This is a genomic window from Brevundimonas poindexterae (assembly GCF_020524625.1).
Lineage (GTDB): Bacteria > Pseudomonadota > Alphaproteobacteria > Caulobacterales > Caulobacteraceae > Brevundimonas > Brevundimonas poindexterae_A.
On the sequence record NZ_JAIVLL010000001.1, the window covers coordinates 672,084 to 687,365 of the forward strand.

Sequence of the window (15,282 nt, forward strand, 5' to 3'; positions counted from 1 at the left end):
TGTCCTGGGCGAGTTTGTGCGTCATTCGCTTGCCCTCTCCTTGGCATCCATGCCGCAGCGAAGCGGAGGGCCGGGACGGGACCTACACTCTCTTCACTCCCCTCCCCGCCAGAACAGCCGCTGAGCCGGGCGATGTTCCGCTTAGTTGATCCTTCTCCCCTTGCGGGAGAAGGTGGCAGGCGAAGCCTGACGGATGAGGGGTCGCGCTGCGGTCGGCCATCGTTTTGCGGCGCGAAGCGGACTCCCCGTCAACCGACCGAGCGCCCCCTCATCCGAGCCGCTCACGCGGCCCACCTTCTCCCGCAAGGGGAGAAGGAAACTTGCTCCTACCCCAGCGGCGGCGGGGCATCGCCATTGGCGCGCACGGCCTCAAGGATCGCCGCGATCACCCGCCAGCCCTCGTGGTCGATCATGCCGTTCGGAAAGCGCAGCACGCGAAAGTTCTGCCCGGCCAGCCAGGCGTCCCGCTCGGCATCACGCACCGGATCGTGAAACGGCCCGTCCGCCTCGACGATCAGCCGGTGCCTCAGGCAGATGAAGTCCGCAATGTAGGGCCCGATCACCATCTGGCGCCGGAACTTCAGCCCCTCCAGCCGCCGGTCGCGCAGCAACGTCCATAGCCGCCGCTCGTGGACAGAGGGCGCCCGCCGCATCTTCCGCGCCAGACCGGACAGGCGCCCCTCCACCCCTCACCCCCCCTCCTGATATCGCGCCACCAGTTCCACGATCGCCACGGTCACGGCGTGGCCGATCAGGCCGACGGTCCACCACAGCATGGGGGCCTTCATGATGAAGGCGCCCGCGTTCAGGCTGATGGCGGCGAACACGGCCATGCCCATCAGCCAGCTGACGGCGTGGATGCCGAACGAAAGGCGCACGCCCGCGCGGGCCTTTGCATTGCGGGTCTGGACCATCTCGGCCGCCTCAATGCGCGGGTCGACCGCCAGAGCCGCCACATCGACCTGATAGGCATTGGCCAGCGCCTTCAGCGTCTCCAGCGAGGCCTGCTGGCCGCGCTCGATGCGTTGCAGGGTGCGCAGGCCGATGCCGGACAGCTCGGCCAGATGCTCCTGCGACCAGTGGCGCTCCTCGCGCCAGCGTTTGATCTTTGCGGTGTCGGTCTTGAACGTCATGGGGCCCTCCTTGGGCACGGGGTTATCAGACACGGACCACAGACCGCAAAACCGGCCCGCCGCACCACGTCGGCGACCCGCCACCGGGCCGCCATCAGCCCGCCACGTCCCCGCCAGCGCGCCGCCGGTTCCTGCGGACCCCCCGACCATGGAGGATTCTTAATCTGCAACCGGCGGTTTGCCGCTTGCGTGCCGGGGCGGTGGCGGTCACCCTCCCGACCATGAGCGCAGTCATCGAAACCCGCCGCCTCACCAAGACTTATGGCACGGTCAAGGCCCTCGACGGGCTCAGCCTCACCATTCCCAAGGGGGGCGTCTATGGCGTCCTGGGGCCGAACGGGGCGGGTAAGTCGACCCTGTTCCGGATCCTGCTGGGCCTGATCCGGCCGACCGACGGGGACGCCACCGTCATGGGCGGCACCATCGGCGACCCCAAGGCCATGCGCCGCATGGGCTCTATGATCGAGACGCCGCGCTATCCGCCCTTCATGACCGCGCGTCAGGTGCTGACCTGGCTGTCGCTGGCACACGGCCTTTCGTCGGACACCAACCGTACCGACCGCTGGCTGGAGCGCGTGGGCCTGACCCAGGCAGCCGACCGCCGCGTGCGCGGCTTCTCCGTCGGCATGCTGCAGCGCCTGGGCGTCGCCGCCGCCCTGATTACCGAGCCGGAGCTGATCATTCTGGATGAGCCGACCAGCGGCATGGATCCGCCCGGCATCCAGGAAATGCGCGCCCTGATCCGCAGTCTGGCGCACGACGACGGCCTGACCGTGGTTCTGGCCAGCCACCAGCTGCTGGAGGTCCAGCGCGTCTGTGACCGCGTTGCCATCATGAACAAGGGCACCCTCGTCCGCGAGGGCACGGTGTCCGAGTTGACCACCACGAGCGAACGCCTGCGCCTGTCGGTCTCGCCGCTCGAGCGCGCGGCCGAGGTGCTGGGCGACAAGGGAGCGGTCGACGGCAAGGCCCTGCTGGCCAATGTCCCCCGCGCCGAGGGCCCGGCCCTGATCCGCGCCCTGGTCGAACAGGGCATCGACATCGACGAGGCACGTTGGGTCGGCACCGACCTCGAGAGTGTCTTCTTCACCGAAACGGGTGCCGTCCAGACGCCGGAGCATGATCATGTGGGCTGATGCCATCCGCGCGGAAGCCTTCCGCCTGACCAAGAGCCGCACGACCTGGTTCTGGAGCGTGTTCTTCGCGCCGATCCTGATGCTGGCGCTGAGCGCCATCACCAGCTTCTTCATCAAGGCGAACGAAGCCAAGCTGACCGAAGACCCCAAGATCCAGGCCGACCTCAGCGAGATGCTGGCGACCGTGCCCCTCGATCTGGGCCAAGCCATGGTCACCAATGCCGCCAGCCTGTCGAATCCGCTGGTGGTCGCCTTCATGCTGATCGGTGCCGCCACAGTCTATGCGGGCGATTATCGCTGGGAGACCTGGCGCCTGATCAGTGCGCGCAACACCCGCACCAACCAGCTGCTGGGCAAGCTGGCCGTCGTCATCGGTCTGGCCCTGATGGCCATGCTGGTCATGCTGATCTCCAGCACGATCGGCGACATGATCCAGGCCGGCATCTTCGGGCGCGGGCTGACCTTCACCATGGACGCCGGCGACGTCGGACAGTTCTTCGCGCTGGCGGGCCTGTCGCTGCTGCGCATCGTGCAGTTCACCATGGTCGGACTGCTGGCTGCCGTCATGACCCGCTCGCTGCTGGTGGCCCTGTTCGTGCCGCTGGTGCTGGGGATCGCCCAGTTCTTCGTACCGATGCAGGTCCTGCCGCCCATGGGCCTCATGCCGGACAGCTGGGTGTCGATCCTGTTCAACCCGGGCGGCGCCATCGATTCGATCAAGGATCTGGTGAAGGGTGGCGAGGTCGCTGCGGCTGTGCCGGATCACGTGCCGGTCCGCGCCTGGATCAGTATCATCCTGTGGACCCTGCTGCCCGCCATCGGCGCCATCGCCTCGTTCAACCGTCAGGACCTGTCGAAGGAATAGGGCACGGCGCTGAGGCAACTGTACGACCGATTGGCCATGAGTGTGGGGCGCCTTCCCGCGGCGCCCTTCACCTATGCCTATATGACATCGTGCGACATCTTCCTCGCGTCAGTGGTGGCCTGGGCGTTTCCCCCATCCCGTGCATGGGCCGAGACCGTTCTGGACCAGGTGCTTCCCGGCGATCGCATTTTCACCTTCCACAAGGGCCTTTGGGTGGTGTTGGGGTTGCAGGTCACCAGCATCCTGGTCGCCAACCTGAACCAGCGGCGGCAAGGACTGCTATCGCCACCCGACGAGCGCCCCGAGGGGCTCACACCCTATTTCGACGTTCGTCCTTTTGACGCTTTGCCCAGGGACTTCTTCGCCCTGTTGGCCCTGTACGGCACGATATTGCTTGTTGGCCCGCTCTTGTGGCTTCTCACCTAGGACCTTCCGCATGCGAACCCGGCTGTTGGCCATCTCCCTCCTCGCGCTCGGCTTGCCGGGGATCGCGGCAGCACAGGACCGGCCGGACGAAACGACCGTCGAGGATATCGTCGTCCTCGGCACGCCGCTGCGCGAGCAGGTCGAGACCTTTGCCGACACTGTGGTCGCCCCACCGCACGGGCGCGGCCCCGCCCGCTGGAGCGCCCGGTCGGGTATCTGCGTCGGCGTGGTCAATCTGCAGCGCGAGGCTGCCCAGGCCATGGCCGATCGCGTGTCCGAGGTCGCGCTGGAGCTGGGGCTGCCCATCGGCGAACCGGGGTGCAGCCCGAATGTGCTGATCATCGCCACCGATGACGCCCCCACACTGACCGCCGCCCTCGTCGAGCGCAGTCCGAATGCCTTCAAGCCCCCCTATTCGGGGTCGTCCCGATCCCGCCTGCAGCTGCGACGGTTCATCGAGTCGGACGCACCTGTGCGCTGGTGGCACGTCAGCCTGCCGGTCAATAGCGAGACGGGTGGCATCGCCGTCCGTATCCCCGGCTATCCCCCGCCGACAACCGGAACCATGGCCAGTCGCCTGACCACGGTCATCGAGAACGACCTCCGGCGCGCCTATGTCATCATCGACATCGATCAGGCCGAGGGCATCACCTTCCAGCAGCTGGCCGACTATGTCGCCATGGTCGCTTTCGCCCAGATCGATCCCGACGCCGACCTGTCGGGCTTTCCGACCATTCTCAATGTCTTCGACAATCCGACCATTGCCTTTGGCCTGACGGACTGGGACCAGGCCTATCTGGGCTCGCTGTATGGCGCCGAGCTGAACCAGCGCAATCCGAATGCCCAGTCGGGCGCCGTCGCCGCGCTCATGTTCCGCGAGCGCAACCGGGATGCGGCCGAGGCCGCCGCAGAAGAAGATGCCGACCCCCCGGAATAGAAGAAGGGCGGTGGATCGCTCCACCGCCCTCGTATCTTTCAGACCTGTGCCGGGGCTCAGTCTTCGGCGTCGTCCTCGGCGCCCATGACCGGGCCCGAATCCAGACCCTTGGCCGAGGTGTCGCGGTCGACGAACTCGATCACGGCCATGGCAGCGTTGTCGCCGTGGCGGAAGCCGGCCTTCATGATGCGGATGTAGCCGCCGTTGCGGTCGGCGTAGCGCGGGCCGATCGTCTCGAACAGCTTGCCGACCTGCGGCACATCACGGACCTGGCTGATGGCCTGACGACGGGCGTGAAGGTCGCCCTTCTTGGCCAGGGTCACCAGCTTCTCGACGAAGGGGCGGAGCTCCTTGGCCTTGGGCAGGGTCGTCGTGATCTGCTCGTGCTTGATCAACGAGGCAGCCATGTTGGCGAACATGGCCTGGCGGTGGCTGGTCGTCCGACCGAGCTTGCGATAGGCGGCGCCGTGGCGCATCGGGGTCTCTCCTACTCCAGGCCCGGTTTCCCTCCTCAGGGACCCTCGCCTGTCCTCATTCTATCCGCACCGCCCGACTGGGGACCGGTCCGGAAGGTTGAAACTAGATCTGGTCGTCGAACTTCTTGGCCAGGTCTTCGATGTTTTCCGGCGGCCAGTTGGGCACGTCCATGCCCAGGCTCAGGCCCATGGTCGCCAGAACTTCCTTGATCTCGTTCAGCGACTTGCGGCCGAAGTTCGGGGTGCGAAGCATCTCGCCCTCGGTCTTCTGGATCAGGTCGCCGATGTAGACGATGTTGTCGTTCTTCAGGCAGTTGGCCGAACGGACCGACAGTTCCAGCTCGTCGACCTTCTTCAGCAGGGCCGGATTGAACGGCAGCTCGGGCTTGCCGTCCGACTGCTCGACCGCGGCCTTCGGCTCGTCGAAGGTGATGAAGATCTGCAGCTGGTCCTGGAGGATGCGCGACGCATAGGCCACGGCGTCCACGGGGGAGACCGCACCGTTGGTCTCCACTTCCATGATCAGCTTGTCGTAGTTCAGCGACTGGCCCTGACGGGTCGGCTCGACGCGATAGGCGACGCGCTTGACCGGCGAATACAGGGCGTCGACGGCGATCAGGCCGATCGGCGCGTCTTCCGGACGGTTGGCTTCCGACGCGACATAGCCCTTGCCGTTCTGGACGGTCAGTTCCATGCGCACCGAAGCGCCGTCATCCAGCGTGCACAGCACGTGGTCGGGGTTCAGCACTTCGATATCGGCCGGCACTTCGATCTGGCCGGCGGTCACCGGACCGGGGCCGGTGGCCTTGAGCATCATGCGCTTGGGGCCTTCCGCGTGCATACGCAGGGCCAGCTGCTTGATGTTCAGGACGATGTCGACCACGTCCTCGCGCACGCCTTCCAGCGACGAGAATTCATGAACCACGCCGTCGATCTGGATGGCGGTCACTGCGGCGCCCTGAAGCGACGACAGCAGCACGCGACGAAGGGCATTGCCGAGCGTCACACCGAAACCGCGTTCGAGAGGTTCGGCCACCAGGCGCGCCTTGCGCTGCGGGTCGGTGCCGGTCTCGATCTGCGGTTTCTCGGGACGGATCAGTTCTTGCCAGTTTCTTTCGATCATAGGGTCCCTCGAACGGGTTTCGTCGATCTGGAAGGCCCGCGACAGCGGACATCCCGATCAACGGGAAAGGATTGCTTCAGCGGGCCTTAGACGCGGCGACGCTTGGGCGGACGGCAACCGTTGTGCGGCATCGGGGTGACGTCACGGATGGTCGTGATGGTCATGCCGACGGCCTGCAGGGCGCGCAGCGCCGACTCGCGGCCGGAACCCGGGCCCGAAACGTTCACTTCCAGCGTCTTCACACCGTGCTCGGCGGCCTTCTTGCCGGCGTCCTCAGCCGCCATCTGGGCAGCGTACGGGGTCGACTTGCGCGAGCCCTTGAAGCCCATGTGGCCGGCCGACGACCAGCTGATCGCGTTGCCCTGGGCATCCGTGATCGTGATCATGGTGTTGTTGAAGCTGGCGTTCACATGCGCCACGCCCGAAGTGATGTTCTTGCGTTCGCGGCGTTTGACGCGACCCGTGTCCTTGGCCATCGGTCAGCTCTTTCTCTTACTTCTTCTTGCCGGCGATCGGCTTGGCCGGACCCTTGCGGGTGCGGGCGTTCGTGTGGGTGCGCTGACCGCGGACCGGCAGGCCCTTGCGGTGACGCAGGCCGCGGTAGCAGGCCAGGTCCATCAGACGCTTGATGTTCATCGAGGTCTCACGACGCAGGTCGCCTTCCACCGTGTGATCGCTGTCGATCGTTTCACGGATCTGCAGGACCTCGGCGTCGGTCAGGTCGTTGACCCGGCGCGCGGCGTCGATGCCCACCTTTTCGGTGATTTCCTTGGCGGCGGCGGGGCCGATGCCATGGATGTACTGAAGCGCGATCAGGACGCGCTTGTTGGTCGGAATGTTGACGCCAGCGATACGGGCCACGAATATCTCCAATAACGCGTTTCCAGACGCAGAAACCGCTCCGGTCAACAGACCAGGAGCGTGTCGCGTCCTTCGCGGAAGCGGGCCTTATACAGGGGATTCAGATTGCGTCAATGCCGACGGCGGATTCGGCATCAGCGCGGTCGGCCAAAGTCGATACCGACCGTGAACCGCTCGCCCGATTGCGGCACGCCGTTCCGGGTCGGCGGAACCACCCGGAAGAAGCGCGCCAGCGGCAGGGCCGCCTCGCCGAACCCCCGGCCTCGCGGCGTCTCGCTGACGACCCGGCAGTCCTCGAGCCGCTCGTCCAGCCGCACGATGCAGGACAGCTCAACCCGGCCGTACTGGCTGCGGGCGTTGCGCGGGTGGGCATTGCGGATCTGATCGATGGTCGGCCCCCGGACCGGTCGCGCGCGCGTCGAGCCGCTGCCGGGGCCATAGCCGTCTCCTGACCCGGTACCCGTGCCGGTCCCCTGCCCGCCAAGGCCCGGTCCCGGCTGAGGAGTCGGTGCAGGCGCGATGCCGAGCTCCGGAGCGGGCTCGGGCGCGGGCTCAGGGGGCGCGATGATCTCCCGTTCCACTTCGGGCGGGGGCTCCGGAGGCCGGTGCACGCGAGAGGGTGCGGCGGGGGCCCCTCCTCCGACCTCAGGCGCCGGATCTTCCGGCTCGGGAGGGGGCGGGGGCGGTTCCGGGGGCGGGGTGAACAGCACCACATCGATGAGGGGTGGCGGATAGCTGGCGGGCACGGGCGTCGAACGGCTGGCGGCGAACAGCACCAGCCCGTGCATCAGCAGCACGACGATCAGGGCCCCACTCCACCGGGTGGCCCGCCGTTGGCGCTTCGTCAAATGTCCAGAGAACCGGCCCATGCGACCAGCCTAACGCGCAAGGGCGCGATCCGTCGCCTGCCGATCAGGCGTCGATGGCGGCGTCGAGGGCGGCCGCCACGGTGTCGATCGAGGCCATGCCGTCCACCTCGACCAGCTTGCCCTGTCCCTCATAGTAGGGGAGCAGCGGCGCCGTCTGGCGGTTATAGGCCTCCAGCCGCACCTTGAAGCTGTCGGGATTGTCGTCAGGACGGCCCTGTTCGGCATAGCGCTGGGCGATGCGGGCCTTGAGGGCCTCGTCATTCACCTTCAGGCGCACCACGCGGTCGATGGTCGATCCCCGCCGGGCCAGCATGGTGTCCAGCGCCTCGGCCTGGGCGACCGTGCGCGGGAAGCCGTCAAAGATGGCGCCACCGGCCGCCTCGGCCTCGTCGAGGCGGGCCTCGATCAGGGCGATGACGATCTCGTCGGTGACAAGCTCGCCGCGCTCCATGATGCCCTTGACCGTCTGGCCCAGTTCCGAGCCCGAGGCGATGGCGGCGCGCAGCATGTCACCGGTCGACAGCTGGACCATGCCGCGCGTCTCGACCAGTCGCTTGGCCTGGGTGCCCTTGCCGGCCGCAGGCGGCCCGAACAGGATCAGGTTCATGACGTCCTCCCCCGAGGCCTAGCGGCGCGCGGGCGCCGGCATGCCGCCCCGGCCACCGCCGCCACGTCCACGCAGCTTGGCCTTCTTGATCAGCCCCTCATACTGGTGCGCCAGCAGGTGCGACTGGATCTGCGCCACAGTGTCCATCGTCACCGAGACCACGATCAGGATCGAGGTACCGCCGAACAACAGCCCGCCCATCGAGCTGGCCAGGAACTCCGGCAACAGACAGACGGCGGTGATGTAGGCCGCGCCGATCACCGTCAGGCGGGTCAGCACATAGTCCAGATACTCGGCCGTACGCTTGCCCGGACGGATGCCCGGCAGGAAGCCGCCGTACTTGCGCAGGTTCTCGGCCGTGTCCTCGGGATTGAAGGTGATCGAGGTGTAGAAGAAGCAGAAGAAGATGATCAGGGCGCCGTACAGCACCATGAAGATCGGCTTGCCGTGCGACATCTGGGCCGTGACATACGGCAGCCAGCTCATCCACGAGGGCAGGTCCGCATTGGCTGTCATGGTCGCGACCGTGGTGGGCAGCATCAGCAGCGACGAGGCGAAGATCGGCGGGATGACGCCGGCGGCATTGACCTTCAGCGGCAGGAACGAGCGCTCGCCCCCCGCCATCCGATTGCCTTCCTGACGCTTCGGATACTGGATCAGCAGGCGGCGCTGGGCGCGCTCCATGAAGACGATGAAGACCACGGTGGCGATCGCCATGACGCCCAGGAACAGCAGCAGGAAGGCCGACATCTGGCCCTGCTGGGCCAGACCCAGCAGACGCGCGATGCTGGACGGCAGCACCGCCACGATACCGGCGAAGATGATCAGCGAGATGCCGTTGCCGACGCCGCGCGCCGTCACCTGCTCACCCAGCCACATCAGGAACATGGTGCCGCCGGTCAGGGTCACGACCGTCGAGACGATGAAGAAGATGCCGGGCGCATCGACCAGATTGGCCTGGGCGTTCAGGCCGATGGCGATACCAAACGACTGCATCAGGGCCAGCACCACGGTCAGATAGCGGGTGTACTGGTTCAGCTGCTTGCGGCCGCTCTCGCCGCCTTCCTTCTTCAGCTTCTCCCACGGCGGATACACCGCGCCCATCAGCTGCACGATGATCGACGCCGAAATGTAGGGCATTACGTTCAGGGCGAAGACCGCCATCCGCTCGACCGCGCCGCCCGAGAACATGTTGAACATGTCCAGGATGCCGCGCTGGCCATCCGGGTTCTGGAAGAACTGCAGGAAGGCTTCCGAGTTGATCCCCGGGATCGGCACGAAGGTGCCGATGCGATAGACGATCAGCGCGCCCAGGGTGAAGAGCAGACGCTTGTGCAGCTCGGTCGCTTTCGCGAACGAGCCCACATTCATATTGGCAGCAAGTTGTTCGGCGGCCGAAGCCATAACGGTTTACCCCGACGTTTAGTCCAAGACCGGTCGCGCACGACCGGGTGCCCGTTCCCAGATAGGCGAAGGGCGGCCTCTTAGCGAGACCGCCCCGGCGGGTTTATTTTCCGGCCTTGTCGGCGGCCTGGCGACGGGCCCGGGCGGAAACCTTGTTGGCATCGCCCTTCGGAGCCTTCGCTGCCGGGGCCTTGCCCTTGGCGGCGTTGCGCTTCTCGACGCGGGCCTTGGCCTTTTCTTCGGCCTCGATGCGCTGCTGCACCACAGTGCCGCCGGCAGCTTCGATGGCCTTGATCGCGCCGGCCGAGGCCGACCAGACGACCAGGTTCAGCTTGGCCTTCAGCTCGCCGGTGCCCAGCACCCGCACGCCGTCCTTGACGCGACGCAGCACGCCGGCGGCGACCAGGGCCTCACCGGTGATTTCCTTCTTGATGTCCAGCTTCTTGGCATCCACGGCGTCCTGCAGACGCCACAGGTTCACCTCGGCCAGCTTCAGCGCGCCAGGATTGTTGAAGCCGCGCTTGGGCATGCGCATGTACAGCGGCATCTGGCCGCCTTCGAAGCCCAGCAGGCTGACGCCCGTCCGCGACTTCTGACCCTTGACGCCGCGACCCGAGGTCTTGCCCTTGCCCGAGCCGGGGCCCCGGCCGACGCGCATGCGCTTCTTGTGAGCGCCTTCGTTGTCACGGATTTCGTTCAGTTTCATGTGCCTGATCCTTTCGGGTGCTAGCGCCTGGCCAGGCCAGACTCGGCGTTTGGATAAATTGAAGGGCCGCTTCTAGGCGGCCCCGCACAGCTTCGCAAGCAGCGAACCGCCCTCCCCCGGTCCGGGAGAGGGCGTCTCGGCTTACTTTTCGACCACTTCCACCATGTGGCGGACCTTGGCGATCATGCCACGGACGGCCGGGGTGTCCTCGAGGGTCGACTCGCGGCCCATGCGGTTCAGGCCCAGACCCATCAGGGTGGCGCGCTGGTCCGACTTGCGACGGATCGGGCTGCCGGTCTGGCGGATGGTGACGGTTGCGTTTTCTTTCTTGGCCATGATCAGCTCTCGACGGCTTCCGGCGCCGAGGCACCGTCATTGCGACGTCCCATCAGATCCGCAACCTTCTTGCCGCGCTTCGACGCGATCTGACGCGGCGAAGACTGGACCTTGAGCGCCTCGAAGGTGGCACGGATCATGTTGTAGGGGTTGGACGAACCGGTCGACTTGCCGACCACGTCCTGCACGCCCAGGGTTTCCAGAACGGCCCGCATCGGACCGCCCGCGATCACGCCGGTGCCGGGAGGCGCCGCGCGGACCATGATCTTGCCGGCGCCCCAACGGCCGTTGCCGTCGTGGTGCAGGGTGCGGTTCTCGCGGAGCGGGACCCGGATCATCGTCTTCTTGGCTTCCTCGGTCGCCTTGCGGATGGCTTCCGGCACTTCGCGCGCCTTGCCGTGACCGAAGCCGACGCGGCCCTTGCCGTCGCCGACGACCATCAGGGCCGCGAACGAGAACCGGCGGCCGCCCTTCACAGTGGCCGCGACGCGGTTGATGTGAACCAGCTTCTCGATGATGTCCGACTCGGGACCCTCGGCCTGGGGGGCGTTGCGGTTGTCGCGACGATTGCCACCGCCGCCGCGTTGGGGTTGTTGCGCCATACGTCCCGTTCCTTAGAAGTTCAGGCCGGCTTCACGCGCGGCTTCCGCCAGCGCCTTCACCCGTCCGTGATAGATGTAGCCGCCGCGATCGAAGACGACGTCCTTGACGCCCTTCTCGATGGCACGTTCGGCGAGCAGCTTGCCGATGCGCGCCGCGGCCGCGGTGTCCGAGCCCTTCTGCTTCTTGCCCTTTTCGCCTTCCAGCGAAGAGGCAGCCGCCAGGGTGACGCCGTTGGCGTCGTCGATGATCTGGGCCGAGATGTTCTTGTCCGACCGGTGGACCGACAGACGCATACGACCGTTGGCGACCGCCTTCAGGCGGCGGCGCGTGCGCTCGGCGCGACGCTTGGCATTCTGTTTGAGCGTAGTGGCCATGACTTACTTCTTCTTGCCTTCCTTGCGCCGGACGGTCTCGCCCGCATAGCGCACGCCCTTGCCCTTGTAGGGTTCCGGCGGACGGAGCTTGCGGATGACGGCGGCGATCTGACCGACGGCCTGCTTGTCATTGCCCGAGATCTTGACCTCGGTCTGCTTGGGCACGGCAAAGGTGATGCCGGCCGGCGGAGCGATGTCGATCTCGTGCGAGAAGCCCAGCTGCAGCGACAGCGACTGGCCCTTCAGCGCGGCACGATAGCCGACGCCCACCAGTTCCAGCGTGCGCTCGAAGCCTTCGGTGACGCCGACGACCATGTTGTCGACCAGCGTGCGCGACAGGCCCCACATGGCGCGGGCACGTTGCGTGTCCGCACGCGGGGCCAGGCTCAGGCCGTCGTCACCCTGGGTGATCTCGACCTCTTCGGCCACGGTCCAGGAGCGCTCGCCCTTGGGACCCTTCACCGACACGGTCTGGCCGTCGATGGAGACGGTCACACCCTTCGGAATGGAGATGGTTTTCTTACCGATACGGGACATCTTAGTAGACCCTGCAGAGGACTTCGCCGCCAACATTGGCGTCGCGGGCGGCCGAGTCGGACATCACGCCCTTCGAAGTCGAAAGGATCGAGATACCGAGGCCGTTCTTGATCGGCTTCAGGTCGCTGATCGCCGAATAGACGCGGCGGCCCGGCTTGGACACGCGGCTGATCTCGGCGATGACCGGCTGGCCGTCGAAGTACTTCAGTTCAATCTCGAACTGCGGGAACTCGCCGGGGTTCTGAACCAGCGAATAGCCGCGGATGTAACCCTCGTCCTTCAGCACGTCCAGGACGCGCTGGCGCAGACGCGAGGCCGGGGTGAGCACCTTGGAACGCTTACGGGTCGCGGCGTTCTTGATGCGAGCGATCATGTCGCTCAGGGGATCGTTGATCATCATGGCGTTCTTCCCCTTACCAGCTCGACTTGGTCAGGCCGGGGATCTGACCCTTGTTGCCCAGTTCGCGCAGGGCAATACGGCTCATCTTCAGCTTGCGATAATAGGCGCGCGGACGGCCCGTCACCTCGCAGCGGTTGCGGATGCGGCTGGGCGCAGAGTTGCGCGGCAGCGCGGCCAGCTTGAGGCGCGCTTCAAAGCGCTCTTCCAGCGGCAGCGATTCATCGTTGGCGGTCGCCTTGAGGGCGGCCCGCTTCGCGGCATACTTCGCAACAAGCCGCTTGACGTGCTCGTTCCGGTTTACGGCGCTCTTCTTAGCCATTTTGCTCTTCCTTTCCCGATCAGTTCACGAACGGGAACTTGAATTCGGTGAGGAGAGCCTTGGCTTCCTCATCCGTCTTGGCCGTGGTGCAGACGACGATGTCCATGCCCCACATCTGGTCGATCTGGTCGTAGTTGATCTCCGGGAACACGATGTGCTCCTTCAGACCCATCGCATAGTTGCCACGGCCGTCGAACGACGTGCCCTTCAGGCCGCGGAAGTCTTTCACGCGCGGCAGGGCGATCGTGATCAGGCGGTCCAGGAACTCGTACATCCGGTCGCCGCGCAGGGTGACCTTGCCGCCGATGACCATGCCTTCACGCAGCTTGAAGCCGGCGATGGAGTTGCGGGCCTTGGTCGGCACAGCCTTCTGGCCGGCGATCGCGGTCAGATCCTTGAGGGCGGCGTTCGCCTTCTTGGAGTCGGCCACGGCTTCACCGATACCCATGTTCAGGACGATCTTGTCCAGCTTCGGCATCTGCATCGGGTTGGTGTAGCCGAACTTCTCGGACATCACCGCCTTGATGCGGTCCTGGTACTCGCTCTTGAGGCGAGGCGTATACTTGGTGTCGGCCATCAGATGACGTCTCCCGTCGTCTTGGCGAAGCGAACCTTCTTGTCGCCTTCAACCTTGAAGCCCACGCGGGTCGCCTTGCCGTTAGCGTCGGCGATCGCGACGTTCGACAGGTGAAGCGAGGCTTCCTTGTTCTTGATGCCGCCTTGCGGGTCAGCCTGGGTCGGGCGCGTGTGGCGCTGGACCATGTTGACGCCTTGCACGACGACGCGGTTTTCGGTCGGCAGGACCTTGAGCACCTTGCCGGTGCGGCCCTTGTCCTTGCCGGTCAGGACGACGACGGTGTCGCCCGATTTGATCTTGGCGGCCATGGTTACAGGACCTCCGGAGCCAGCGAGATGATCTTCATGTGGTTCTTGGCGCGCAGCTCGCGCGGAACCGGGCCGAAGATACGGGTGCCGACCGGCTCGTTCTGCTTGTTGACGATCACGGCCGCCGACTTGTCGAAGCGGATGACCGAGCCGTCACGGCGCTGGATGTCCTTGGCCGTGCGGACGACGATGGCGCGCACGACGTCACCCTTCTTCACCCGGCCGCGCGGAATGGCTTCCTTGACCGAGGCGACGATGGTGTCACCGACCGAGGCGTAGCGACGCTTCGCGCCGCCCAGCACCTTGATGCACATGACCCGGCGAGCGCCCGAATTGTCGGCCACCTCCAGGTTAGTTTGCATCTGGATCATGGGATCCGATCCTTCTTCTTACGAAGCCGAGGCGGGGGAGTCGGAGACGACTTCCCAGCGCTTCAGCTTGGACTTCGGGGCGCACTCGACGATGCGGGCCAGGTCACCGACCTTCAGGGCGTTCGCTTCGTCGTGGGCGTGATACTTCTTGGACAGGCGCACGGTCTTCTTCAGCACCGGGTGCAGCAGGGTGCGTTCGACCTTGACGACGATCGTCTTGTCGCCCTTGTCGGAGACGACCACGCCTTCGAGAATTCGTTTCGGCATCTTCGTTCCTTTAAGCCGCAGCCTGCTTCTGGCGCAGAAGCGTCGAGATGCGGGCGATGTCCTTGCGCACTTCACCCACGCGGTGGGTCTTTTCCATCTGGCCGGTGGCCGCCTGGAAACGCAGGTTGAACTGTTCCTTCTTGAGCTTGAGCAGCTCCTCGGACAGCTGGTCGGGCGTCAGAGCCCGCAGGTCGGCGATCTTGGTCATGCCGCTTGCTCCGTGTGACCGATGCCGGCATCCAGGCGAGTGACCACCTTGGTGCGGACCGGCAGCTTGGCAGCGCCGAGACGCAGCGCCTCGCGGGCGATGTCATCCGGCACGCCGTCGATTTCAAACAGGATACGGCCCGGGTGGCAGCGCGCGGCCCAGTGGTCCACGGCGCCCTTGCCCTTGCCCATCCGCACTTCGGCCGGCTTGCCCGAGACCGGCACGTCCGGGAAGACGCGGATCCAGACGCGGCCCTGACGCTTCATCTGGCGGGTGATCGCGCGGCGGGCCGCCTCGATCTGACGCGCAGTGATGCGTTCCGGCTCCAGCGTCTTCAGGCCATACGAGCCGAAGTTCAGCGAGAAACCACCCTTGGCCGAGCCATGGATGCGGCCCTTGAAGGCCTTGCGGTATTTGGTCTTCTTCGGTTGCAGCATGA

At 65.9% G+C, this 15,282-nt stretch carries 26 protein-coding genes; 4 read left to right on the top strand and 22 right to left on the bottom strand.

Features of this window, described 5'->3' with window-relative positions; all coding sequences use genetic code 11:
- Nucleotides 1-326: 326 nt before the first annotated feature.
- Together LC068_RS03490 and LC068_RS03495 are read right to left on the bottom strand one after the other, a co-directional pair.
- Nucleotides 327-653, bottom strand: coding sequence for an endonuclease domain-containing protein (locus tag LC068_RS03490; RefSeq protein WP_226634592.1), 327 nt, complete (start codon nucleotides 651-653; stop codon nucleotides 327-329).
- Nucleotides 654-689: 36 nt separating this feature from the next.
- On the bottom strand, nucleotides 690-1,133 hold the full coding sequence (locus tag LC068_RS03495) for a helix-turn-helix domain-containing protein (protein ID WP_226634594.1): 444 nt from the start codon (nucleotides 1,131-1,133) through the stop codon (nucleotides 690-692).
- A 221-nt stretch (nucleotides 1,134-1,354) separates the two neighbouring features.
- Between LC068_RS03495 and LC068_RS03500 the strand changes: the two genes are divergently transcribed.
- The 4 genes from LC068_RS03500 to LC068_RS03515 are packed head-to-tail and all read left to right on the top strand — an operon-like array spanning nucleotide 1,355 to nucleotide 4,497.
- A complete protein-coding gene (locus tag LC068_RS03500) occupies nucleotides 1,355-2,269 on the top strand; it encodes an ABC transporter ATP-binding protein (RefSeq protein WP_226634596.1) in 915 nt (304 codons plus the stop codon).
- Complete coding sequence (locus LC068_RS03505) at nucleotides 2,253-3,134, top strand: ABC-2 transporter permease (protein WP_226634598.1); 882 nt, start codon at nucleotides 2,253-2,255, stop codon at nucleotides 3,132-3,134. The genes LC068_RS03500 and LC068_RS03505 overlap by 17 nt, the downstream gene beginning before the upstream one ends.
- Before the next feature lie 36 nt (nucleotides 3,135-3,170).
- Nucleotides 3,171-3,560, top strand: a complete 390-nt coding sequence (locus LC068_RS03510; RefSeq protein ID WP_226634600.1) for a hypothetical protein — start codon at nucleotides 3,171-3,173, stop codon at nucleotides 3,558-3,560.
- Between the two features lie 10 nt (nucleotides 3,561-3,570).
- Nucleotides 3,571-4,497, top strand: a complete 927-nt coding sequence (locus LC068_RS03515) for a hypothetical protein (protein WP_226634602.1) — start codon at nucleotides 3,571-3,573, stop codon at nucleotides 4,495-4,497.
- A 56-nt stretch (nucleotides 4,498-4,553) separates the two neighbouring features.
- On the opposite strand, the gene rplQ is transcribed toward LC068_RS03515, so the two are convergent.
- The 20 genes from rplQ to rplP form a co-directional block, all read right to left on the bottom strand.
- Nucleotides 4,554-4,973 (bottom strand): 50S ribosomal protein L17, encoded by a 420-nt coding sequence (gene rplQ, locus LC068_RS03520; protein WP_209120469.1) that lies wholly within the window; start codon nucleotides 4,971-4,973, stop codon nucleotides 4,554-4,556.
- Nucleotides 4,974-5,076: 103 nt separating this feature from the next.
- Nucleotides 5,077-6,096: a DNA-directed RNA polymerase subunit alpha gene (locus LC068_RS03525; protein ID WP_226634603.1), complete on the bottom strand. Its 1,020-nt coding sequence runs from the start codon at nucleotides 6,094-6,096 to the stop codon at nucleotides 5,077-5,079.
- Between the two features lie 86 nt (nucleotides 6,097-6,182).
- The gene (gene rpsK / locus LC068_RS03530) at nucleotides 6,183-6,572 is read right to left on the bottom strand and encodes a 30S ribosomal protein S11 (RefSeq protein ID WP_209120471.1); all 390 of its coding nucleotides are present in this window, start codon (nucleotides 6,570-6,572) and stop codon (nucleotides 6,183-6,185) included.
- 16 nt (nucleotides 6,573-6,588) lie between these two features.
- Nucleotides 6,589-6,957, bottom strand: a complete 369-nt coding sequence (gene rpsM / locus LC068_RS03535; RefSeq protein ID WP_209120472.1) for a 30S ribosomal protein S13 — start codon at nucleotides 6,955-6,957, stop codon at nucleotides 6,589-6,591.
- 134 nt (nucleotides 6,958-7,091) lie between these two features.
- The gene (locus LC068_RS03540; RefSeq protein ID WP_226634605.1) at nucleotides 7,092-7,805 is read right to left on the bottom strand and encodes an energy transducer TonB family protein; all 714 of its coding nucleotides are present in this window, start codon (nucleotides 7,803-7,805) and stop codon (nucleotides 7,092-7,094) included.
- A 64-nt stretch (nucleotides 7,806-7,869) separates the two neighbouring features.
- On the bottom strand, nucleotides 7,870-8,433 hold the full coding sequence (locus LC068_RS03545) for an adenylate kinase (RefSeq protein ID WP_226634607.1): 564 nt from the start codon (nucleotides 8,431-8,433) through the stop codon (nucleotides 7,870-7,872).
- 18 nt (nucleotides 8,434-8,451) lie between these two features.
- Nucleotides 8,452-9,837, bottom strand: a complete 1,386-nt coding sequence (secY, locus tag LC068_RS03550) for a preprotein translocase subunit SecY (protein ID WP_226634609.1) — start codon at nucleotides 9,835-9,837, stop codon at nucleotides 8,452-8,454.
- 103 nt (nucleotides 9,838-9,940) lie between these two features.
- On the bottom strand, nucleotides 9,941-10,543 hold the full coding sequence (gene rplO, locus LC068_RS03555) for a 50S ribosomal protein L15 (RefSeq protein WP_449727688.1): 603 nt from the start codon (nucleotides 10,541-10,543) through the stop codon (nucleotides 9,941-9,943).
- A gap of 141 nt (nucleotides 10,544-10,684) precedes the next feature.
- Entirely contained in the window at nucleotides 10,685-10,879 is a 195-nt protein-coding gene (gene rpmD / locus LC068_RS03560; RefSeq protein WP_209120635.1) for a 50S ribosomal protein L30, read from the bottom strand.
- Nucleotides 10,880-10,881: 2 nt separating this feature from the next.
- Nucleotides 10,882-11,481 (bottom strand): 30S ribosomal protein S5, encoded by a 600-nt coding sequence (gene rpsE, locus LC068_RS03565; protein WP_209120636.1) that lies wholly within the window; start codon nucleotides 11,479-11,481, stop codon nucleotides 10,882-10,884.
- A gap of 12 nt (nucleotides 11,482-11,493) precedes the next feature.
- Nucleotides 11,494-11,856 (bottom strand): 50S ribosomal protein L18, encoded by a 363-nt coding sequence (rplR, locus tag LC068_RS03570; protein ID WP_209120637.1) that lies wholly within the window; start codon nucleotides 11,854-11,856, stop codon nucleotides 11,494-11,496.
- 3 nt (nucleotides 11,857-11,859) lie between these two features.
- Nucleotides 11,860-12,393 carry a 50S ribosomal protein L6 gene (gene rplF / locus LC068_RS03575; protein ID WP_226634611.1) on the bottom strand — a complete coding sequence of 178 codons (534 nt, stop codon included), beginning with the start codon at nucleotides 12,391-12,393 and terminating at the stop codon, nucleotides 11,860-11,862.
- Between the two features lies 1 nt (nucleotide 12,394).
- The gene (gene rpsH, locus LC068_RS03580; RefSeq protein ID WP_209120639.1) at nucleotides 12,395-12,793 is read right to left on the bottom strand and encodes a 30S ribosomal protein S8; all 399 of its coding nucleotides are present in this window, start codon (nucleotides 12,791-12,793) and stop codon (nucleotides 12,395-12,397) included.
- A 13-nt stretch (nucleotides 12,794-12,806) separates the two neighbouring features.
- Nucleotides 12,807-13,112 (bottom strand): 30S ribosomal protein S14, encoded by a 306-nt coding sequence (rpsN, locus tag LC068_RS03585; RefSeq protein WP_209120640.1) that lies wholly within the window; start codon nucleotides 13,110-13,112, stop codon nucleotides 12,807-12,809.
- 19 nt (nucleotides 13,113-13,131) lie between these two features.
- Entirely contained in the window at nucleotides 13,132-13,689 is a 558-nt protein-coding gene (gene rplE / locus LC068_RS03590) for a 50S ribosomal protein L5 (protein ID WP_226634613.1), read from the bottom strand.
- Nucleotides 13,689-13,997, bottom strand: coding sequence for a 50S ribosomal protein L24 (gene rplX, locus LC068_RS03595; protein WP_226634615.1), 309 nt, complete (start codon nucleotides 13,995-13,997; stop codon nucleotides 13,689-13,691). The genes rplE and rplX overlap by 1 nt, the downstream gene beginning before the upstream one ends.
- 2 nt (nucleotides 13,998-13,999) lie before the next feature.
- Nucleotides 14,000-14,368 (bottom strand): 50S ribosomal protein L14, encoded by a 369-nt coding sequence (gene rplN, locus LC068_RS03600; RefSeq protein ID WP_209120643.1) that lies wholly within the window; start codon nucleotides 14,366-14,368, stop codon nucleotides 14,000-14,002.
- Nucleotides 14,369-14,386: 18 nt separating this feature from the next.
- A complete protein-coding gene (rpsQ, locus tag LC068_RS03605; protein WP_209120644.1) occupies nucleotides 14,387-14,635 on the bottom strand; it encodes a 30S ribosomal protein S17 in 249 nt (82 codons plus the stop codon).
- A gap of 10 nt (nucleotides 14,636-14,645) precedes the next feature.
- The gene (rpmC, locus tag LC068_RS03610) at nucleotides 14,646-14,843 is read right to left on the bottom strand and encodes a 50S ribosomal protein L29 (RefSeq protein ID WP_209120645.1); all 198 of its coding nucleotides are present in this window, start codon (nucleotides 14,841-14,843) and stop codon (nucleotides 14,646-14,648) included.
- Entirely contained in the window at nucleotides 14,840-15,280 is a 441-nt protein-coding gene (rplP, locus tag LC068_RS03615) for a 50S ribosomal protein L16 (protein WP_209120646.1), read from the bottom strand. The genes rpmC and rplP overlap by 4 nt, the downstream gene beginning before the upstream one ends.
- Nucleotides 15,281-15,282: the final 2 nt, after the last annotated feature.